This is a genomic window from Actinomadura napierensis, assembly GCF_039529375.1.
GTDB lineage: Bacteria > Actinomycetota > Actinomycetes > Streptosporangiales > Streptosporangiaceae > Spirillospora > Spirillospora napierensis.
Map to the genome: position 1 here is coordinate 13,926 of NZ_BAAAMR010000032.1, position 20,411 is coordinate 34,336.

Here is a 20,411-nt window from a genome sequence, read left to right on the forward strand (position 1 = left end):
CGCTCACTCGCCCACCTGGCCGGGCTTGTCGTCGGCGCCGAGCCGGTCGACGAGCCCGTCCAGGAGGCGGCGCAGCAGCTCGGTGAGCTGCGCGCGCTCGTCCTCGCCGAGATGGTCCAGGAGCGAGTTCTCGTAGGCGAGCAGCTCGTGCACGCTGTCCTCGATCAGCCGGTTCCCGGCGTCGCTCAGCCGGACCGACGACGTCCGGCCCCGCGGTCCCCGCACGGTCTCCACCAGTCCGGCCCGCTCCGCCCGCGCCACCCGCTGCGTGATCGCCCCCGCCGTCAGCAGCGACGCCTCCCGCAGCTCGCCGGGCGTCATCGCGTACGGCGCCCCGTGCCGGCGCAGCGTGGACAGCAGGTCGAGGGTGGCGGTGTCGATGCCGAGCCGGGCGAGCGTGCGGCGCCGCTCGTCGCCGAGCAGCTTCGCCGCCCGCCACACCCGCGTGATGATCCCGATCGAGCCGACCGGCATGTCCGGACGCTCCCGCGTCCACGCCTCCGCGATCGCGTCGACCGGGTCCGGCTGTTTGCGTCCGTCGTCCACGGCGCCTAGCTTAGAGCAAAAGTTTAGACCTAAACACTGGAGGTTCCCGATGACGCGCAACGCAGTGGTGACCGGCGGCGGGACGGGCATCGGCCGGGCCGTCGCGGCCGCCCTCGCGGCGGACGGCCTGGACGTGGTGATCACCGGCCGGCGGGAGAAGGTGCTCGCCGAGGCCGCCGCCGGCCTCGGCCCCCGCGTCCGGCCCGTGGTCTTCGACGTGACCGACCCCGGCCGGATCGAGGCCGCCCTCCCCGAACTCCCCGAGACCGTGGACGTCCTGGTCAACAACGCCGGCGGCAACACCGACACCGGACGCCCCGCCCCGTCCGGCCTCGCCGCCGTCCGCGACGCCTGGCTCGCCAACCTCGAGGCCAACCTGGTCAGTGCCGTCCTCGTCACGACCGCGCTGGAACCGCGGCTCGCCCGCGGCGGACGCGTGATCAGCCTCGGCTCGATCGCCGGCGGCCGCGGCGGCGGCTCCTACGGGGCGGCCAAGGCCGGCATGCGGGTCTGGAACGCCGAACTGGCCGTCCAGCTGGGCGAACGCGGCATCACCGCCAACGTGATCGCCCCCGGCCTGATCGAGGACACCGAGTTCTTCGGCGACCAGCTGACCGGCGACCGGCGCGCCATGCTGATCGGGCAGACCGCCACCAAGCGCGCCGGCACCCCCGCGGACGTCGCCGCGCTCGCCGCGTTCCTCGCCTCACCGGGCGCCGGCCACATCACCGGCCAGGTCCTCCACCTCAACGGCGGCGCCTACATCGGAGCCTGACTCCGGAATGTCGGCGGCGAGGTCTACCGTCCGGGGGCATGACGAGCACCGCGTGGCAGGAGGTCGCCGCGCTCATCGACGCGCGGAAGGCCGACGCGGTGGCTGGCGCCGTCCTCGCCCTGGACGCCGCCGGGCGCCGCGCCGTCGCCGAGGCGCTGCCCGGCCACGTCCGCGAGGTGCGGTCGCGGCGCGAGATCTGGGAGGGCATCGACGAGTTCGCGCCTGCCTTCCGCGCCGCCGGGGCGGGCGCCCTCGGCAGCGCGTCGGCCGTCGCGTCCTGGCTGACCCGCCGCGAGCTCACCCCCCGGCGGAGGGGCGGCCATCACGACACCGCGCGGCTGATGCGGCTGTGGGAAGGCCGCGACGACGCCTGGCTCGCCGACCTCGCCCGCCGCCTCACCCTCCGGCTGCGCGGCCCGCGGCATGTCGGTCTCGACCTCGTCCTCGCCCTGCTGGCCGAGTCCGGCATCGAGCCGCCCGACCACGATCCCCTCATCACCGGGTGGGTGTCGTCCCTGATGCCGCGCAAGAACGACCCGTTGCGGCCGCACCTGCTGCCGCGCATCTTCGAAGTCGAAGGCGCCGGGCGGATACTGCGGAACCGGGGCTCCTGGCTCGCGGTGCTGGCGCAGTCGGCCGAGCGCGGCGAGGTCGACCGGGAGATGCTGCTCGACGGCTGCGTCCGCCGGTTCCTGCGCGGTGGCACGGACCTCGACCTGCGGTTCTTCGTCCGGCTGCACGAACGGCTCGCACCGTCGGACGCCGAGATCCGCGCCCGCGCCCGCGACTACGTCCGGCTGCTACCCGCCGCGCCCGGCCCGGTGGCGGAACTCGCGCTCGGGCTGCTGACGGAACGCGACGACCTGCCGCCCGAACTGGTGACCGAAGCGCTGGACGGCGTGCTGTTCCGAGCCGAGGCGAGGCTCGTCCGGCCGGGCCTGGCGTGGCTGGAGCGGACCGTCCGCAGGCGTCCCGAACTCGCGGACGGCTGCGCCTCCGCGCTCGCCCGGGCGTTCGAGCATGAGTCGTACGCCGTCCAGCAGCGGGCCGTGCGCGTCGCGCTCAAACTCCCCGACACGACCGACGGAACGCCGCTGCGCGACGCCATGCCGTTGCTGCCCTCCGACCTCGCCGCGCAGATCACCGCCCGCTTCGGCGGCGAGGTGCCTGAACCGGAAGCCGTTGACGAGGACCCGCCGCCAGTCCTGCTGGCTTCGGCGGGCGCGCGCAGCGAGCCCGTGCCCTCATTGGCGTCCCCGATCACGACCCCGGAGGAACTGGCCGGGGCGTTCCATCACGGATACAGCGATCGGAGCGCCGCGGCCGAACAGGTGCTGGCGGCGCTCGTCCGGCTGGCCTGGAAGGACCGGGACGCCGTACGGAACGCGCTCGAATCCGTCATCCGCACCGACTCCCCTCGGCACCTCCGGCAGTCGATGAGCTGGTCCGGGACATGGGAGTGGCTCAACGGCATCGGGCTCGTGCTCACGAGCGCGGTACTGGTGCCCGAAGACGGAGACGAGCGCCTGCCGCATGGCCAGGTGAGCGTTCCGCGCATCCTCTTCCTGCGGCGGTTCGCGGAGGTCTACGACTCGCTGCGGGCGGGGACCCTGCCGCCGGTCCTGCTGGCGACCGCGACCCGGCCCACCGGCCATCTCGACCCGGGCGTGCTCGTGGAACGCCTGGAGATCTGCGAGGCGGCCGGCACCGAGCCCGGTACCGCCGATCTCCAGCACGCGTTGCTCCGGCTGCCCCCGGAGATCGATCCCGAGGCCGTGCGGCGCGCGAGCCGCCTGACGTCCGCGGCGGGCGGAGAGGTGGCGCGCCGGCTGGCCGAGGGCGGTCTCCCGGTCCCCGGGGCGGGCGCGTCGGCGCTCAGGGGGAGCGGGATCGAGGTGGTGGTCAAGGCGGAGGTCACCGGGCGGCCGGTCATCGACGAGGTGTTCTCCGTGCCGCCGACGGACGACCGCACGATCGACGGCTGGCAGGTGCCGTTCTGGTCATGGCTCCTGCCGTCCCATCCCCAGATGGTCGCGGTCCACCTCGTACCGAAACTGGTCGAGGGCGCGCCGGTCTCCGCCCTCATCGAACTGGTGCCGGGGGACGGGCCCTTCGCTGAGGCGGTCGCGTACTTCCTGGCTCGCGAGCTCGTCGGCGAGCGGGCGGCAGGGCCGCTGCTGACCCTGGCGGGGCGGGGCGATCTGCCCGCCGCCGCGCTCGGCCGGCACATCGGGCGGCTGGCGCTCGCCGGGGAGATCAAGCTGGTCCGGGTGGTCGAGGCGCTGGAGGGTGCGGCGGAGGCGGGTGCGTACGCGCAGGTGTGGGACGTGATCGCTGCCGCCCTGCCCGTCCTGCACCCGGAGCCGGGGCGGCGGTCGCTGTTCGCCCACGATCGGCTCATCGCGCTCGGCACCAGGACGGCGCGCTGGGCGAAGGCGTCCGGGCCCATCCCCGAGATCGATGAACTGGCCGGGCGGAAGGGTTCGTCCAACGTGATCCGCGCGGCGCGGGCGCTCGCCGCGCAGTTGGGCTAGGGGCGGTCGATCAGGTCGGTGGGGTCGGTGTTGGCGCCGCAGAGGACGACGACGACGCGCTCGCCGGGGGCGGGGCGGTAGGCGCCGGTGCGGAGGGCGGCGACGGCGGTGGCCGTGCCGTGCTCCACGACCTGCCGGTACTCCTCCCACACGAAGCGGCGGGCCTCGATGATCGCGTCGTCGGTGACCAGGGCGGGGACGACGCCGGTGCGGACGGCGACCGCGTGGGCGATGTCGCCGAGCCGGGTGGCGCCGAGGGAGTCGGCGGCGACGCCGGAGACGGGGACGTCCACCGGGCGGCCCGCGCTCAGCGCCCGTTCGAGGGTCGGGATGGTCTCCGGTTCGACGCCGACCACGCGGGCGCGGCCTTCGAGGGCGGCGGCGACGCCCGCCATCAGCCCGCCGCCGCCGACGGCGAGCAGGACGGTGTCGACGTCGCCGCCGGTCTGGTCGAGGATCTCCAGGCCGAGGGTGCCCTGACCGGCGCAGACGTCCGGCTGGTCGTAGGCGTGGCAGAGCAGGGCGCCGGTGTCGGCGGCGCGCTTGGTGGCGGCCTCCTGGGCCTCGGCGTAGCGGGTGCCGACCTGGACGACGGCGGCGCCGAGCGCGCGCAGCCGCGCGACCTTCACCGCCGGGGCCGTCTCGGGGACGAACACCTCGGCGGGCACGCCGACCTGGGCGGCGGCGTAGGCGAAGGCGAGGCCCGCGTTGCCGCCGGACGCCGCGACGACGCCCTCCGCCGGGAGCCGTCCCCCGGCCCGGGCGGCGAGGATGTGGTTGAACGCGCCGCGCGCCTTGAACGACCCGGTGTGCTGGACCTGCTCCAGCTTCAGCCACATCCGCGCGGCGGCGGCGGCGAGCGGCGCCGGGTCGATCGCGAGCAGCGGCGTCTCGCGGACGCGTCCGGCGACGCGTCCGGCGGCGGCCTGGACGTCCTGAAGCTCGATCACGGGGGGCTCCTCTCGGCGGACGTGGCGCCCGCCCCCTTTATCACTACCATCCCGACCAGACGCTCCTGGCGTCCGGCGCGATCCGCGGGATAGAGGGCGCGTCCGGATCGCTAGCCGCGCTAACTAGCCGGGCGTCAAGTAAGTTGCCGCGATACGGTGGGAGGAGGACGGCCGAGGAGGGCAACACCGTGAGCAAGCCGCAGACGCGCCGCAAGGACACCAGGGAACGCATCCTGGACGTCGCGCTGGAGCTCTTCCTCGAACACGGCTACGACCAGACCTCGCTGCGGGAGATCGCCGAGCGGCTCGACGTGACCAAGGCCGCGCTCTACTACCACTTCCGCACCAAGGAGGACATCCTCGACGCCCTCGTCGGCGGCATCGGCGAGCGGCTGGACGAGCTGATCGCCTGGGCCCACGCCCAGCCGGCGACCCTGGAGACCAGGCGGGAGCTGCTGCGCCGTCTCAACGAGGCGCTGGAGGAATGGGCCCCGGTCTTCCAGTTCCTCCAGGAGAACCAGGCGGCGCTGCGCGGCCGGGCCGGGCCCAAGACCTTCCGCGACCGCATGCAGAAGCTCGGCACGCTGCTCACCGATCCGGAGAGCCCCGTCCTCGACCGCGTCCGCTCCCTCAGCGCGCTGTTCACCGTCTACTTCGGCACCTTCGCGATCTCGTCCATGGACGGTACGCCGGAGGAGAAGCGCGCCGCCCTGCTGCAGGTCGCCTGGGAGCAGATCGACGCCGCCCACGCCGCCGGCTCCCGCCCCTAGCCGCCTGCCGGCCGGCCTCCGCGGTGACCGCGCCGTCAGCGGACGGTGCGGGCGCGGTCAGCGGGCGAGGCCAGTCTCCTGAGTGACGCGGGAAACACCTCCCGCCGACTGACGAGGAGTCACTCATGGAGAACACCAAGGTCCTCATCTCCGGTGCGAGCATCGGCGGGCCCGCCCTGGCCTACTGGCTGAAGCGCTACGGGTTCGACGTCACGATCGTCGAGGTCACGGACGGGCTGAGGGCTGGCGGGCAGGCGATCGACGTGCGCGGGCCGGCGCTGGAAGTGGCCGAGCGGATGGGCGTCCTGAACCGGATCCGCGAGGAGCGCGTCGAGATGCGCGGGATGTCGATGGTGGACGGCGACGGCAAGGAGCTGTACCGCAGCGAGGAGCACACCATCACGTCCGGCGACCTGGACAGCCCGGACATCGAGATCCTCCGCGACGACCTGTCGCGCATCCTCGCCGACGCGGCGGGCGACGGCGTCGAGTACCTGTTCGGCGACTCGATCGCGGCGCTGGAGCAGGACGACGACGGCGTCCACGTGACGTTCCGCAGCGGAACCACCCGGACGTTCGACCTGGTCGTCGGCGCGGACGGCGCGCACTCCAACACGCGCCGGCTGGTCTTCGGGCCGGAGGAGCGGTTCATCTCCCACCTCGGCACCTACCTCGGCGTGTGGACGGCGCCGAACTTCCTCGGCCTGGACCGCTGGCAGGTCTTCCACCAGATGCCGGGCAGCTCGTGGGGCGGCGGCGTGATGAGCGTCCGCGGCAACGAGGAGGTCCGCGTCTACCTGGGCTTCGAGTCCGAGCAGCCGATCGACTACGACTACCGCGACTTCGCCGCGCAGAAGAAGATCCTCGCGGACGCGCTGGAGGGCGGCGGCTGGGAGCTTCCGCGGCTGCTCGACACGATGTGGGACGCCCCGGACTTCCACTTCGACTCGATGGCGCAGATCCACATGGACTCCTGGTCGGAGGGCCGGGTCGTCCTGCTCGGCGACGCCGGGTACTGCGGGTCGCCGCTGTCGGGGCAGGGCACCAGCATGGCGATGGTCGGCGCGTACGTCCTGGCGGGGGAGCTGAAGGCGGCGGACGGCGACCACCGCGCGGCGTTCGCGGGCTACGAGCGCGAGCTGCGCGGGTACGTCGCGGCGAACCAGCAGCTGGCGCTGACGAACAAGGCGCGGGTGGACGCGCAGCGCGACGCGCAGATGGGCGTGGAGACCGAGGTCGTCGACTTCCAGGACTTCGGCGAGATCGTCAACGCGTTCACGGTGAAGGACTACTGAGCGCCGTCCAGGGCGGCGGCCCGGTCGAGGAGGACGCGGCGTTCGGGCGCGTTGCGGGTGAGCTCCGCGGCGTGCTCGAACTCCTTCCTGGCCTCCTCGGCGCGGCCTAGCCGGGCGAGCAGGTCGCCGCGGACGCCCGGCAGCAGCGGGTAGCCGCGCAGCGCCGGTTCGCCGGCGATGGCGTCGACGAGCCGGAGACCCGCCTCGGGGCCGTCCGCCAGCCCGACGGCGACGGCCCGGTTCAGCTCCACGATGGGGGACGGCGCGACCGACGCGAGGATCCCGTACAGCGACGCGATCTGCGCCCAGTCGGTCTCCTCGGCCGAGGCGGCCTGCGCGTGGCAGGCGGCGATCGCGGCCTGCAGGACGTACGGGCCGGGCGGCGCGCCGATCTCGCGGGCGCGCAGCAGCGCGGCGAAGCCGCGGTGGATGAGCAGCCGGTCCCAGCAGGCGCGGTCCTGCTCGTGCAGCGGGACGGGCTCGCCGGACGGCCCGGTGCGGGCCCGGGTCCGGGACACCTGGATCTCCATCAGGGCGACGAGCCCGTGCACCTCGGGTTCGTCGGGCGCCAGGCCCGCGAGGATCCGGCCGAGGCGCAGCGCCTCCTGGCACAGGTCGGCGCGGACCCAGTCGTCGCCACTGCTGGCCGCGTACCCCTCGTTGAAGATCAGGTAGAGGACCTCCAGGACGGACGCGAGCCGCGCGGCCCGCTCGGGGCCCTCGGGCACCTCGAACGGCACGCCCGCCTCCGACAGCGTCCGCTTGGCCCGGACGATCCGCTGCGCGACCGTCGGCTCGGAGGTCAGGAACGCGCGGGCGATCTCCTCGGTGGTCAGCCCGCCGAGCATCCGCAGCGTCAGCGCCACCCGGGCCTGCGTGGACAGCACCGGGTGGCAGGCGGTGAAGATGAGCCGGAGGACGTCGTCCTCGATGTGCTCGTCGTCGACGGCGAGGTCGAACTCGGGCGGGGCCTCCGACGCCTCCGGCTCCAGGCCGTGCCCGATCTCCTCGAGCTTGCTCTCCAGGCGCTGCTGCCGGCGGATCCGGTCGATGGCGCGGCGCTTGCCGACCGCCATGAGCCAGGCGCCCGGGTTGTCCGGGACGCCCGACTCGGGCCACTGCTCGAGCGCGGCGACCAGCGCGTCCTGCGCCAGCTCCTCGGCGAGGCCGACGTCGCGCACCAGCCGGGCCAGACCGGCGGTGATGCGGGCGGACTCCAGCCGCCAGACCGCGTCGATGCTCGCGTGCACGCCGGCCGGGCGTTCCGCGCGCGGGGGCACGCCGTGCGGCGCGGCGGATGCTGTCACGGTGCCGATGACAGCACCCGCACGGACCGCCGCGCAACCCGCACCGGCCGCCGCGGCGCCGCGTGGATCACCGGCGCCGCGGGCGGCGGGTCACGCGCCGGGGCCGTCCTCCGGTCCGAACACCTGCTGGATCACGCCCTCGCCGTCGCCGACGATCTGGAAGAACCGCTTGGACACCTCGATCGCCTCCTCCCGGGTGCGCACCTCGACCAGCGCGAAGCCGACGACGGTCTCCTTGGCCTCGGCGAACGGGCCGTCGGTCACGGTGACCTTGCCGCCCGAGGCGGCGATGTGCGTGCCGCCCGGCTCCAGGCCGCCGGTCGCCAGCAGCACCCCCGCCTTGGCCATCTCGGCGATGAACGCGCCCATCTCGGCCTGCGTCTTCTCGTCCGGCGGCGGGCCCTGCTGCTCGGCGCTGTCGGTGGTCATCATCATGAACCGCATCGTCGTCTCCTCTGCCGTGCCGAGGGCCGGTCCTTCCGGGCCCTTCACCAACGCGTCGACCGGCCGCGGGCCGGATCGACATCCGCCGCGACTTTTTTCGAGATTTTTTCGCGGGCTCGTATCGTGCCAGGTCACCACGGTTCGATGCCGGACGAAGCGGGAGGCGGCGGCTGAGAATCCCACGAAACGGTCCGTCACGGTGCATTGGGCAACGGCCCCGCAGGCGGGTAACTTCTTTGCGGAAGGCACGTCGCCGTGCGCCCGAGGAGGCGTCCGTGGGAGACCCGAAGCGTGGACCGGACGCGCCCCCGGCGCCCGGAACGCCCGAGATCGACACGTCCGTCCCGCAGTCCGCCCGCATCTGGAACTACTGGCTGGGCGGCAAGGACAACTACCCCGTGGACCGCGCCGCCGGCGACCAGTTCGTCGCCGTCTACCCGCAGATCGTGGACGTCGCCAAGCACTCGCGGGGCTTCCTCGCCCGCGCCGTCCGGTACCTGGCGGGCGAGGCGGGCATCCGGCAGTTCCTCGACGTCGGCACCGGCCTGCCGACCGTCGACAACACCCACGAGGTGGCGCAGCGGGTCGCGCCGCGGTCGCACATCGTCTACGTCGACAACGACCCGCTCGTCCTCGCGCACGCCCGTTCGCTGCTGACCAGCGCCCCCGAGGGGGCCACCGACTACGTCGACGCCGACCTGCGCGACCCCGGCCGCATCATCGCCGAGGCGTCCCGGACGCTCGACTTCGACCGGCCCGTCGCGCTGATGCTGCTGAACATCCTCGGCCACGTCGCCGACCACAAGGAGGCGTGCGCGATCGTCGGCCGGCTGATGGACGCCCTGCCCGCCGGCAGTTACCTCGCGGTCGCCGACGGCACCGACGTCATCACCGGCGAGGCGTTCCGCGGCGCGATCGAGATGTGGAACCAGGCCAGCCCCGCCGCCTACCACCTGCGGACCCCGGAGATGATCGCCGGCTACTTCGAGGGGCTGGAGCTGCTGGAGCCCGGCGTCGTGTCGGTGTCGCGGTGGCGGTCCGAGCCCGGCAGGTTCGGCGGGCCGCCGGAGGTCGACGAGTTCTGCGCCGTCGGGCGCAAGGCGTCATGAGCGCCCCGTACCCGGGCGAGGCGCCCGCGAGCGGCTCCGGCGCCGCGCTCGGCGCGGCCGCGGCCGGGCCGACCGTCCTGCGGATGGTCGTCGGCGCGCAGCTGCGCCGGCTGCGCGAGGCCGCCGAGATCTCCACCGAGGCCGCCGGCTACGAGATCCGCGGCTCCCACTCCAAGATCAGCCGAATGGAGCTGGGCCGCGTCGGGTTCAAGGAGCGCGACGTCGCCGACCTGCTCACCCTGTACGGGGTGGACGACCCGGCCCGCCGCGAGGCGCTGCTGGAGCTGGCCGAGCAGGCGAACCGTCCGGGCTGGTGGCAGCGGTACGCCGACCTCGTGCCCGGCTGGTTCGAGCCCTACCTCGGGCTGGAGCAGGGCGCCGTGCTCGTCCGGGTCTTCGAGGTGCAGAACATCCCGGACCTGCTGCAGACCGAGGACTACGCCCGCGCGCTCCTCGCCGCCCGCCTTCCCGAGGCCGGCCGCGAGGAGATCGAGCGCCGCGTCGAGCTGCGGATGCGCCGCCGCCAGGTGCTGGAGCGCCCCGAGCCGGTGAAGCTGTGGGCGGTGCTGGACGAGGCCGCGCTGCGCCGCGCCGTCGGCGGCCCCGACGTCCTGCGCGCGCAGCTGCGGCACCTGATCGAGATGGCGCGGCTGCCGAACGTCACCGTCCAGGTGCTGCCGTTCGCCATCGGCGGCCACGCCGGCGAGACCTGCCCGGTGACCCTGCTCCGGTTCGCCGAACCCGAACTGCCGGACGTCGTGTACCTGGAGCACCTCGCCGGCGCGACCTACCCGGACCGCCCGTCCGACGTCACCCGCTACCGCGACGTACTGAACCACCTGGGCGTCCAGGCCGAACCCCCCGCCCGCACCCCGGACTTCATCGAGAACGTCCTCGCCACTCTCTGACCCACCCGCCGCCCTGAGCGGACCGAGGCCGGTCAGACGTCGCCGTCGTCCGGCATCCGCAGGACGTAGACGCCGCGCCCCGGTATCCCGCGCAGGACGCCGCTCTCCCTGAGCGCTCTGATCACTTCGGCGATCGTCCGCTCGCTGACGTCGCACTCCCGAGCGAGCTCGCGGGTGGTCGGGATCTTCGACCCGATCGCGTAGGTGCCGTCGGCGATCCGCCCTGTGATCAGAGAAGAGATCTGCTCGCGCAGCGGACGCGGGTCGTAGAGGTCCACCATGTGTATGACGCTAGCTGTGCACGCACGAGCACCGAGTGGATTTGCTCGCCGCCACGAGGCGGCGCTATTCCGCCGGCTTGTCGGCGTCCTCGGCGACGAACGTGCCGAGCCCGTGCACGCTCACGGTCAGCCCGTCTTCCCGCAATGTCCGTAGGACGGCGTCGGCCGTCCGCAGTGAGACGCCCACGTCGTTGGCGATGCCACGGGCCGACGCGGGATGCGTTGCCCGGGGCGCAGCCTCCCCGCCCGTATCTCGTCCGCGATCGCGGCCGCGATGATCCGGTACGCGGGGCGCGGCTGGTCGAGGTTGATCGTGGTCAGGTCCACGAGAACACGCCTACATCCACGCGATCCGCCGGGTCACTCGGCGGGTGATGGTGCGATCACGTACGTACCGCGGCCTTTCGCCGTCACGACCCTGCCCTTTCCGCGCAGGATCTCGACGGCCGCCCGCGTGGTGGTCCGGCCGACTCCGAACTCCTCTCTGATCTCCGCCTCGCTGGGGATGCGCTGCCCGACCGGGTACACGCCCGCCTCTATCCGCCGCTGCAGCTCGTCCGCGAGTTGCGCGTACAGCGGTTCCGGTCCTGAGAACTCGAAGGTCACAGACCAAGTCTGGACGAGTCGGGGTAAAGCGACCGGAGACAAGACAGCCTGAGACAAGACGAGTACTGTAAGGCCCGAGAACAAGACGACCCCGGGCGGCGCGGCCACGTCGCCCGGGGTCTCGACCGATCTGCCTTCGAAGGAGGCCGACCGACCATGACTCCTGATGCTAGAGCCCGTCTGGAAGCGTTGGGGACCGTACTGCGGGCGCACAAGATCCGGGCGCGCATGACGCCGGACGGGCTCCATGTCTCGAACCCGGACGCGCAGGGGTGCGGCGTGGGGCGTCCGGGCGCCTGGCAGTGCGGCGCGGACCACCCGTCCGACCTGCTGATCCTGCGATCGCGCGAGGACGACGGCGGGCGCCCGTGGTTCTACACGTCGTGGGGGCACGCGATCGCTGAGGCGCACCAGATCTGCAATGCCGTGACCGCGCTCAAATCGCTGCTGAACGGACGTCCTGGAGTGTCGCTGTGATGGCGGGCGCGATCATCACGCTCGCCGGGTGGGGGACCGTCGCCCTGGCCCTCGGGTTCGTCGTGGCGTGCGTGCTCACGCTCGTCCCAGCCCGTCGACCGCGCTACCGGGGCCGCCACCGCGCGATGTTCTGACGTTGAGTTGCGGCGAGTCGTCGTTATGCGCGGCCGGATAACGACGACTCGCCGCAACTCAACGCGCGGGTGGGGGTTGGATGAGGAGGGGCGGGCCGATGAGGGCGGCTACCTCCTCGTAGGCCTCGCCGTGGTCCGTGAGGGTCCAGCCGGGCCAGAGGGCGGGGAGGCGACGCGGGTCGAGGGGGAGGTCGGTCGCCCACCAGTCGGCGCGGCGGGCAGGGGCGTCCACGTAGAGGCCGTTCCAGGGGACGCCTTCGAGGACGGCCATGTCGGTCGCCTGGTCTTGGGGGACGAGGAGGGCGTCCGGGCCGGCGAGGAGGGCGGCGTCCGGGGTGAGGATCCAGGTGGAGGCCAGGGAGAGGTGGCCCTCGGCGCTTCGGACGGCTATGAGCGTCTCGGGCATTTCGGTGAGGTCGTCGCCGTTCGGGGGGCCGGCCCATTGCTCGGCCAGGGGCGGTGGCGGGTCGTCCAGGTAGCGGACGGTGTCGTACGGCAGGCCGAGGTAGTCCATGACCTCGTGCAGGCCGCGCGCGGCCCAGCGGACGTCCCAGCCGGGCCACTCGGCGCGGACGTCGTGCAGCCACGCGCGGATCTCGGGGACGGACGGCGCGCACACGTCGTCGGCGATCTGGACGAGCAGGAGCCGGTGCCGCAGGTCGAGCAGGAGGACGGCCCGCCACCACACCGAGTTCATCCAGAAGTCGGGAGTGCCGCCCTTCTGGGCGCGGACGAACTCGATGGTGCGGTCGGGGCCGGACAGGAGGTCGGTCTGGAGGGTCCTCGCGCCGCGGTCGCGTGACCAGACGCGATGCCCTTTCCGGTCGACGATGACGTAGTGGGCGTGGCCTCCGCTCATCGGCACACCATAGGTCGAGGCAGGTCAGGGTGTCGGGGATAGTGAGAGGTATGCCGACTTCGTTCACTCGGCCGGGGTATGCCTGCGCCGATCACTTCCTGGACGTTCCGCTCGACCACGGCGACCCGGCAGGGCCGACGATCCAGGTCTATGCGCGTGAGGTCGTCGCGCCGGGCAGGCGGGACGACGATCTGCCGTGGCTGCTCTTCCTGCAGGGCGGGCCGGGGAACAGGGCGCCGCGGCCGGGGGCGATGCCCGCGGCGTGGCTGGAGCGGGCGCTGCGGGACTACCGGGTGCTGCTGCTCGATCAGCGCGGCACCGGGCGCAGCACGCCCGCGAACCGGCAGACGCTGCCTGCCGATCCGAAGGCCGCGGCCGAATATCTGCGGCATTTCCGTGCCGACTCGATTGTGCGGGACGCCGAACTGCTGCGCCGGCATCTGATCGGTGATCGGCCGTGGAGCGTTCTTGGGCAGAGCTTCGGCGGATTCTGCTCGGTGACGTACCTATCGATCGCGCCGGAAGGGTTGAGCGAGGCGTTCATCACCGGCGGGCTGCCGAGCCTGACGGCGACGCCCGACGACTGGTACCGGGCCGCGTACAGACGGATCGCGGCGGCCAATGAGTGCTATTTCGCGCGCTATCCCGAGGACCAGGACGCGGCGCGCCGCATCGCCGCGCACCTGGACGAGAACGATGAGCGGCTTCCTGGCGGGGAGCGGCTGACGGCGCGCCGGTTCCAGACGATCGGCATCGGGCTCGGCCATTCCGTGCAGTTCGACAATCTGCATTACCTGTTGGAGGAGGCGTTCATCTCAGGCGGGCGGCTCTCCGACACGTTCCTGCGGGGCGTCGACGGCATCGTCTCGTTCGCCGCGCAACCGCTGTACGCGCTCATTCACGAGGCGTGCGTGAGCAATGGGATGGCGTCGAACTGGGCGGCGGCGCGGGTGCTCGCGGAGTTCCCCGAGTTCGAGCCGCAGGCGGAACCGTTCCGTTTCCTCGGCGAGACCATCCTGCCGTTCCTGTTCGAGGAGGACCCGGCGCTGGTGCCGCTGCGGGAATGCGCCGACCTGGTCGCGGCCCACGAATGGCCCGCGCTTTACGACGCGGAGCGGCTGGCGTCCACGACCGTCCCGGTGACGGCCGCCGTCTACTACGACGACATGTACGTGGACCGCGAGATGTCGATGGCCACGGCGTCCGTCATCCCCGGCATCCGGACGTGGGTGACCAGCGAATACGCGCACAACGGTCTGTCGGCTGACGCGAACGTCCTCGACCGCCTCATCGCGCTGCGGCGCGGCGACCGGTGACCTCCGGAGGCCGCCGATTCTGTCGCGATCATGGTCAAGTATCGGAAATGTTGCGATAAGGACAAGCGCGTCGCGAGGTCTTGTCGTCCCGGCGACGGCGGTTGATCATGAACGGCCATGGGGCAACGGGGGCTCGTCGTCAGCCGCATGGCCGCCGACCGGACGCTGGTGCTCGCGGCGTGCGCCACCGCGCTGTTCGCCACGACCGTCCTCGCGGCGCTGGTCGGCTACGCGGGCTCGACGACCCGCGAGGGACTGCGGCGCACCCTCGCGCAGGCGACGTTCGCGTCCTCCGGCGCGACGCTCAGCACCACCGTCCCGCCCGGCGGCCTCGCCACCGCGCAGCGGCAGGTGGACGGGGCGCTCAAGCGGATCTACCGGGACGTGCCGCTGTCGGTCTCGATGGGCGTCCGCAGCGACTCCTACACGCTGCCGGGGCAGGAGAAGAACCCGCATCCCGAGCTGACGGTGTTCGAGACCTACACCGGCATCGACCGGCACGCCCGGCTCGCGCAGGGACGCTGGCCGTCGCCGGGCGCTGGGGCCGGTAAGGACACCGAGGTCGAGGCGGCCCTCCCGGCCACCGCTGCCCGCCTCATGCACGCCTCCGTCGGCGACGTCCTGACCCTGCACGGCCGGATCGACGGCAAGTCGGTCGTGCGGGCCAAGGTCGTGGGGCTGTTCGACGTCCCCAGGTCCGACGACTATTTCTGGCAGGGCGACGGGCTGATCGGCACCGGCGCCGAACGCGGCGACTACACCACGTACGGGCCGCTCATGGTGCCGCAGGACGTGTTCGCCGCCCGGTTCACCGGCACCGGCGTGTCCGTCCGGTGGACGGTTCTGCCCGACCTGCGGCGCCTGGACACCGGCGACCTCGGCCCGCTCGGCGACCGTGTCGCGCACGGCGGTGACGTCTACGGCAAGGCACTCGGCGGCGCCCAGTACACCGCCGTGACGAACCTCCCACAGCTCACCGGCCAGCTCGGCGACGCCATGCGGGTCACCCGGTCGCTGCTGCTGATCCCGGTGCTGCAGCTGATCCTGCTGGCGGGCTGCGCCTGGATGCTGGTCGCGCGGCTGCTCGCCGACCACCGGCGCGGCGAGGTGGCGCTGCTGCGCACCCGCGGCCTCGGCATGCGTCGGCTCGCCGGGTTGAGCGTCGCGGAGGGCGCGCTGATCGTGCTGCCCGCCGCGGTGTGCGGGCCGTTGCTGGCCGGGCCGCTGCTGCGCCTGGCCGGCCTGGCGCCCGCGATCCGGGCGTCCGGGCTGAGGCTCGACGCCGGGCCGCTGCCGCCCCTGTTCGGCGTTTCGGTCGCGACGGCGCTGGCCGGCGCCATCGCGCTCGGCCTTCCGACGCTGCGCGGCGCCAACCGCACGTTCGTCGAAGCGCAGGCCGGGATGGGCCGCACCGCCCGGAGCAGGCTGGGCGGATCGGGCGCCGACCTCGCGCTGCTGCTCGTCGCCGGGCTGGCGATCTGGCAGCTCACCCGGTACGGGGTGGACGGCTCCGGCGGCTCCGGCAGTGCCACCGGGGTGGATCCCGTCATCGTGTCCGGGCCCGCGCTCGGGCTGCTCGCCGGCGCCGTCCTGCTGCTGCGCGCCGTGCCGCTGGCGTCCGGCGCCGCCGAACGGATCGCCGCGCGCGGCCGGGGCCTCGCCCCCGCCCTCGGCACCCGCCAGGTCGGCCGCCAGTCCACGCGATACGCGGGGCCCGTGCTGCTGCTGATCATGGCGATCGCGGTCGGGGTCCTGTCGGTCACCACGATGGCGACCTGGCGCCGCTCGCAGACCGACCAGGCCGACTTCCAGAGCGGCGCCGACCTGCGCGTCGCCGGCGTGAACGGCGTCGGCGGCGCGACCCCGCTCGGCACCGGCGCGCGGATCGCCGCGCTTCCCGGCGTCACGTCCGCCACCGGCGTGCTGCGCACCGACGGCACCATCGGCACCGCGTCCGCGACCATGCTCGCCGCCGACGCGCGGGCGCTCGGGCCGATGCTGCGGGTCCGCTCCGACCTCCGCGACGCCCTTTCGCTCGGCCAATTGGCCGAAGGGCGTCCCGGCGCGCCGGCGCTGGCGGTCCCCGGCAGGCCCGGACGGCTGCTGGTCGACGTGCGGCTGAAGCGCACTGGCCCCACCCCCGAGCAGCCGCCCGACGCCCAGGTCAGGAGAGGCCGGACGTTCAAGGCGGAGCTGAGCGTCGGCGACGCGCGCGGGGTGGTCGGCCGCGTCGAACTCGACGGGGTCCCGCCGGACGGCAGGACGCACACGATCGCGGTCGACGCCGCGGCCATCACCGGACCGGGCGGCGCGCTGAGCTACCCCCTGTCGGTCCGCGCGCTGGACTACTCCTACGACGACAACCCCTACAGCGGGCCGCTCGACCTGACCGTGGAGCGCGTCCGCGGCGACGGCACCGGCGACGCGGCGATGCCCCCCAGGGCGGCCTGGGACGTCTTCGTCGAGCCGGTGGACCCCGCCAAGCCGGTGCGGCCGGAACTCGGAAAGGGACGCGGGATCGCCGAGATCGCGATCCCCACGACCCCGCCCGGCCAGCTCGTGTACGGCACCGAGCTGCCCACCAGCGGAACGATCGTGCACGCGGTGCTCGGCACCGGCACGCCGCCCGCCCACGACGGCAAGAACCCGCGCCTCATGCCGGTCGTGCCGGGCGTCGTCACCACCGCCGCCGCGTCCCGCGCCAAGGTCGGCGTCGGCGGCACCGTCACGCTGAGCGGAGGCGAGGGCGACCAGCCGGTCAAGGTCGTCGGGATCGTCGAGACGCTGCCGACCATCGCGCCCGGCACCCCGGCCGTCCTCGTCGACCTGCCCACCCTCGTGCAGAAGCGGGTCGCCGCAGGGCAGACCGGGCCCGACGGCACGCAGCCCGGCGAGTGGTGGGCGTCGGTCTCCGGTGACCGCACGGGGCCCGCGGCCAAGGCCGTCGGCGCGCACCACGAATGGGGCGAGGTCGCCGCCGACCGCGCCGCGCTGCGCTCCCGGCTGCGCGACGCCCCGCTCGGCGCCACCCTCCAGGGCGTGCTCGTCCTCGGGTTCGGCTCCGCGCTCGCGTTCGCCGTCATCGCCTTCGTGGTGAACGCCGCCGTCACCGCCGGGCGGCGGTCCCGCGAGTTCGCGGTGCTGCGCGCCCTCGGCGTGCACCCGCGCCAGGTCGCCGGGATGCTCGCGGTCGAGCAGGCGTTCCTCGTCGTGGTCGGCCTCGCCGGCGGCACCGCGCTCGGCCTGGCCGTCGCCCGGCTCGTCGTCCCGCACCTGGTCGTCGGGCTGCAGACCACCGAGCCGTACCCGCCGGCCGTCCTGATCGTCCAGTGGCCGCTGGTCGCGGCGATGCTCGCCGGGACGGCCGCCGTCCTCGGGCTGGTGCTGCCCCCGGTCATCCGGGTGCTGCGCCGCCGCAACGTCGGCGCCGGACTGCGCACGGGGGAGGAATGATGAGGCCGGTCCCGCAGGCCGGGCCGTGGCTCCGGCTGGCCCGCACGCAGTGGGCGCCGCTCGCCGCGCTCGCCGTGCTGGCGCTGGTGTCGGCGCTGCTGGCGGTCACCGTCCCGGCCGCGACCGCCGCCGGGTACGACCGCGGCGCCCCCGCCGCCGTCGGCTCGGACGCCGACCTGAAGGTCACCGGCACGTCGCACGGGCTCGACGCGGCCGTCGCCGTCCCGGACGAGGTGGTGCTGGACACCAACGGCCTCACCTGGCAGCAACTCCTGCCCGACTCGCTGCGCGAGGTCACCGGGCCGGCCGAAGCGTCCGTCGCCCTCACCACGCAGATGTACATCGACGGGACCTTCCGGCAGCCTCGGCTCATGGGCTTCGACTGGGAACCGGGCGCCTGGAAGCGCATCGGCCTCGTCGCCGGCCGGCTGCCCGTGAACCGGCCTCCCGAGCCCGACGTCGCCGCCTCCGGCCAGGAGGTCGAGGTGATGGTCGCCCAGCAGTACGCGCAGGCCATGGGCTACCGTCCCGGCGACCGGATGACCCTCAAGGACCCGGACGCCCGCGGCCCGCTGTACGCCCGCATCACCGGCCTCTACGCGCCCAAGAACCCCCGCGACCCCTACTGGGCCTCCCGCCCCGGCCTGCTCAAGGCGATGAAGAGGATCATCAGCCCGGACGGCGCCGAAGCGGACGTCGGCACCGCGCTGATGGACGCCCGCGGCTACACCGTCCTCACCCACGGCGCCGACCGGACCTTCACGTTCACGTGGCGGTTCCCGGTCCGGCCCGGCGCCTTCGACACCGGACGCGCCCGCGCCGCCGCCGCCGACCTCGACGCCTACCGCACCGCCGTCCAGGGCCACGCCGGCCCGTTCTCCTGCACCGTCGCGACCTCGCTGGACGGCCGGCTGCACGTCTTCCAGGTCCGGCTGCGCACCGCCCAGTCCATCCTCGGGACGGCGCTGGCCGGGCTCGCCGCCGTCGCCGCCGGCGTGCTGCTGCTGGCCGCCGGGCTGCTCGGCGAACGGCTCCGCCCGGTCCTCGGCACGATGCGCGCCCGCGGCGCGTCGCTGCGCACGCTCGCCGGGCACGCCTGCGGGCTCACCGCGCTCGCCGTCGTCCCCGCCGCCGCGCTCGGCTACGCCGCCGGACGCCTCCTGGACGCCGGACCGCCCCAGCCCCGGTCGATCGTCGTCGTGGCCGCGCTGGTCGTGCTCGTCCTGGCGGTGTCCGGCGCGCTGGTGCTGCGCGAACGCGGCGCCGCCCCCGGCCCTGCCGGCCGCGACGACCTGGCCACCGCCCGGCCGTCCGTGCGCCGCCTCGTCCTGGACGTGCTGCTGGCCGCCGTCGCCGTCGCCGGCGTCGTGGTGCTGCGGCGGCGCGGCGACGCGTCCGGGGACGATCCGCTCGTCGCCGCCGTCCCCGTCCTGCTCGGCGCCGCGCTCGGCGTGCTCGTCCTGCGCGCCTACCCCTACCTGCTGCGCGCCGCCGCGCCCGCGCTGCGTCGCGGCCGCGGCGCCGTCCTGTTCGTCGGCCTCGCGCGCGCCTCCCGGCAGACGATGACCGGCGCGCTGCCGCTGGTCGTCCTGCTGCTCGCCGCCGCCGTCGCCGGGTTCAGCGCGACCGTCGACACGGCGCTGCGGGACGGGCAGGTCCGCGCCTCGTACAGCATGGTCGGCGGCGACGCCCGCATCGAGTCCGCCGACCTCGACCCGGGCGCCGTCGCGAAGGCGCGCGCGGTCCGCGGCGTCACCGCCGCGGTCCCGGCCCGGATCGTCGAGGACGCGACCGGGCCCGGCGACCCGTCGCCGATCACCGTCGTCGCCGTCGACCTCGACGCCTACCGCAAGGCGTTCCCCGACGTCCCCGGAGTGCCCGGCGCGCCGAACGGGCAACTCGCCTCGCCGGACGCCGCCGCGATCCTCAAGTCCGGGTCCAAGCCGGTCACCCTCACCAGCTCCCTCACCGGCCCGATCCGGGTCGAGCCGACCGGGACGATCGACGACTTCCCCTCCGTGCCCCCCGGCTCCCCGTTCGTCATCGTCCCCTACAGGACGCTGGACTCCCTGCAGCGGCCGTCCGAGGTGTTCCTGCGCGGCGACCACATCGACGGCGCCGCGCTGGGCAAGGTGCTCGACGCCGCCACCCCCAAGGAGGTCACCCGGAACCTGCGGCTGCGGAGCGACGTCCTGCACGGCATGACCGGCGTCCCGACGATCGACCTCGTGCACCGCACCTTCCGGAACGCCGCGCTGATCGCCGGCGGCTACGGGCTGCTCGCCGTGCTGCTGGTCCTGGTCGTCGGCGCCCGTGCCCGCGCCCGGACCATCGCGCACCTGCGCGTCCTCGGCCTCGGCCGGCGGCAGAGCCGCACCCTCGCGCTCGTCGAGATCGCGCCGGTGCTGCTGTGCGCGGTCGCCGCCGGGTGGGTCCTCGGGCTGCTCCTGCCCGAGATCACCGGACCGGTCGTCGACCTGCGCCCCTACACCTCCGGGTACGCCGCCACCGGCCACGCGCCCGGCGCCGCCGCGTTCCTGGCGCTGCTCGCCGCGCTGCTGCTGGCCGCCGCCGCGGCCCTCGCCGTCGACCGCGCCTTCGACCGCCCGTCCCTGGGCGACGTCCTGAGAACGGGGGACTGACGTGA

General features: G+C 74.0%; 19 protein-coding genes. 11 read left to right on the plus strand and 8 right to left on the minus strand.

All coding sequences use genetic code 11. The features are described from left to right. Positions 1–3: 3 nt before the first annotated feature. Positions 4–546 (minus strand): MarR family winged helix-turn-helix transcriptional regulator, encoded by a 543-nt coding sequence (locus tag ABD296_RS19365; RefSeq protein ID WP_344268609.1) that lies wholly within the window; start codon positions 544–546, stop codon positions 4–6. Positions 547–595: 49 nt separating this feature from the next. On the opposite strand from ABD296_RS19365, the gene ABD296_RS19370 reads away from it, so the two are divergent. Together ABD296_RS19370 and ABD296_RS19375 are read left to right on the plus strand one after the other, a co-directional pair. Further along, a complete protein-coding gene (locus ABD296_RS19370) occupies positions 596–1,321 on the plus strand; it encodes an SDR family NAD(P)-dependent oxidoreductase (protein WP_344268612.1) in 726 nt (241 codons plus the stop codon). A 38-nt stretch (positions 1,322–1,359) separates the two neighbouring features. Continuing rightward, positions 1,360–3,855 carry a DUF6493 family protein gene (locus ABD296_RS19375; RefSeq protein ID WP_344268616.1) on the plus strand — a complete coding sequence of 832 codons (2,496 nt, stop codon included), beginning with the start codon at positions 1,360–1,362 and terminating at the stop codon, positions 3,853–3,855. Here the strand turns inward: ABD296_RS19375 and ABD296_RS19380 are convergent. Then, entirely contained in the window at positions 3,852–4,805 is a 954-nt protein-coding gene (locus ABD296_RS19380; RefSeq protein WP_344268619.1) for a threonine/serine dehydratase, read from the minus strand. The two genes, ABD296_RS19375 and ABD296_RS19380, sit on opposite strands and share 4 nt — an antisense overlap. A 188-nt stretch (positions 4,806–4,993) precedes the next feature. Between ABD296_RS19380 and ABD296_RS19385 the strand changes: the two genes are divergently transcribed. Then, entirely contained in the window at positions 4,994–5,575 is a 582-nt protein-coding gene (locus ABD296_RS19385; protein WP_344268622.1) for a TetR/AcrR family transcriptional regulator, read from the plus strand. 125 nt (positions 5,576–5,700) lie between these two features. Beyond that, positions 5,701–6,870, plus strand: a complete 1,170-nt coding sequence (locus ABD296_RS19390; protein WP_344268625.1) for an FAD-dependent monooxygenase — start codon at positions 5,701–5,703, stop codon at positions 6,868–6,870. Here the strand turns inward: ABD296_RS19390 and ABD296_RS19395 are convergent. After that, positions 6,864–8,150, minus strand: coding sequence for an RNA polymerase sigma factor (locus ABD296_RS19395; protein WP_455363861.1), 1,287 nt, complete (start codon positions 8,148–8,150; stop codon positions 6,864–6,866). The two genes, ABD296_RS19390 and ABD296_RS19395, sit on opposite strands and share 7 nt — an antisense overlap. A gap of 117 nt (positions 8,151–8,267) precedes the next feature. After that, positions 8,268–8,621 (minus strand): YciI family protein, encoded by a 354-nt coding sequence (locus ABD296_RS19400; protein ID WP_344268628.1) that lies wholly within the window; start codon positions 8,619–8,621, stop codon positions 8,268–8,270. Between the two features lie 275 nt (positions 8,622–8,896). Here ABD296_RS19400 and ABD296_RS19405 point away from each other — a divergent pair, with 275 nt between their 5' ends. Then, complete coding sequence (locus ABD296_RS19405) at positions 8,897–9,730, plus strand: SAM-dependent methyltransferase (protein WP_344268631.1); 834 nt, start codon at positions 8,897–8,899, stop codon at positions 9,728–9,730. After that, on the plus strand, positions 9,727–10,638 hold the full coding sequence (locus ABD296_RS19410) for a helix-turn-helix domain-containing protein (RefSeq protein ID WP_344268634.1): 912 nt from the start codon (positions 9,727–9,729) through the stop codon (positions 10,636–10,638). Before ABD296_RS19405 ends, ABD296_RS19410 begins: the two co-directional genes overlap by 4 nt. A 32-nt stretch (positions 10,639–10,670) precedes the next feature. Here ABD296_RS19410 and ABD296_RS19415 read toward each other — a convergent pair whose 3' ends face one another. The 3 genes from ABD296_RS19415 to ABD296_RS19425 form a co-directional block, all read right to left on the minus strand. Then, the gene (locus ABD296_RS19415; RefSeq protein ID WP_344268637.1) at positions 10,671–10,919 is read right to left on the minus strand and encodes a winged helix-turn-helix domain-containing protein; all 249 of its coding nucleotides are present in this window, start codon (positions 10,917–10,919) and stop codon (positions 10,671–10,673) included. 64 nt (positions 10,920–10,983) lie between these two features. Next, on the minus strand, positions 10,984–11,106 hold the full coding sequence (locus ABD296_RS19420; RefSeq protein ID WP_344268640.1) for a hypothetical protein: 123 nt from the start codon (positions 11,104–11,106) through the stop codon (positions 10,984–10,986). A 173-nt stretch (positions 11,107–11,279) separates the two neighbouring features. Beyond that, positions 11,280–11,525, minus strand: coding sequence for a winged helix-turn-helix domain-containing protein (locus ABD296_RS19425; protein ID WP_344268643.1), 246 nt, complete (start codon positions 11,523–11,525; stop codon positions 11,280–11,282). 189 nt (positions 11,526–11,714) lie between these two features. Here ABD296_RS19425 and ABD296_RS19430 point away from each other — a divergent pair, with 189 nt between their 5' ends. Together ABD296_RS19430 and ABD296_RS19435 are read left to right on the plus strand one after the other, a co-directional pair. Then, the gene (locus ABD296_RS19430; protein WP_344268646.1) at positions 11,715–12,002 is read left to right on the plus strand and encodes a hypothetical protein; all 288 of its coding nucleotides are present in this window, start codon (positions 11,715–11,717) and stop codon (positions 12,000–12,002) included. Then, complete coding sequence (locus tag ABD296_RS19435; protein ID WP_344268649.1) at positions 12,002–12,136, plus strand: hypothetical protein; 135 nt, start codon at positions 12,002–12,004, stop codon at positions 12,134–12,136. Before ABD296_RS19430 ends, ABD296_RS19435 begins: the two co-directional genes overlap by 1 nt. A gap of 58 nt (positions 12,137–12,194) precedes the next feature. On the opposite strand, the gene ABD296_RS19440 is transcribed toward ABD296_RS19435, so the two are convergent. Further along, entirely contained in the window at positions 12,195–12,995 is an 801-nt protein-coding gene (locus tag ABD296_RS19440) for a hypothetical protein (protein ID WP_344268652.1), read from the minus strand. Between the two features lie 50 nt (positions 12,996–13,045). Here ABD296_RS19440 and ABD296_RS19445 point away from each other — a divergent pair, with 50 nt between their 5' ends. From ABD296_RS19445 to ABD296_RS19455, 3 genes are all read left to right on the plus strand, one after another. After that, a complete protein-coding gene (locus tag ABD296_RS19445) occupies positions 13,046–14,311 on the plus strand; it encodes an alpha/beta fold hydrolase (protein ID WP_344268655.1) in 1,266 nt (421 codons plus the stop codon). A 117-nt stretch (positions 14,312–14,428) separates the two neighbouring features. After that, positions 14,429–17,764, plus strand: coding sequence for an ABC transporter permease (locus tag ABD296_RS19450; protein ID WP_344268658.1), 3,336 nt, complete (start codon positions 14,429–14,431; stop codon positions 17,762–17,764). Then, positions 17,761–20,406: an FtsX-like permease family protein gene (locus tag ABD296_RS19455; RefSeq protein ID WP_344268661.1), complete on the plus strand. Its 2,646-nt coding sequence runs from the start codon at positions 17,761–17,763 to the stop codon at positions 20,404–20,406. Before ABD296_RS19450 ends, ABD296_RS19455 begins: the two co-directional genes overlap by 4 nt. Positions 20,407–20,411: the final 5 nt, after the last annotated feature.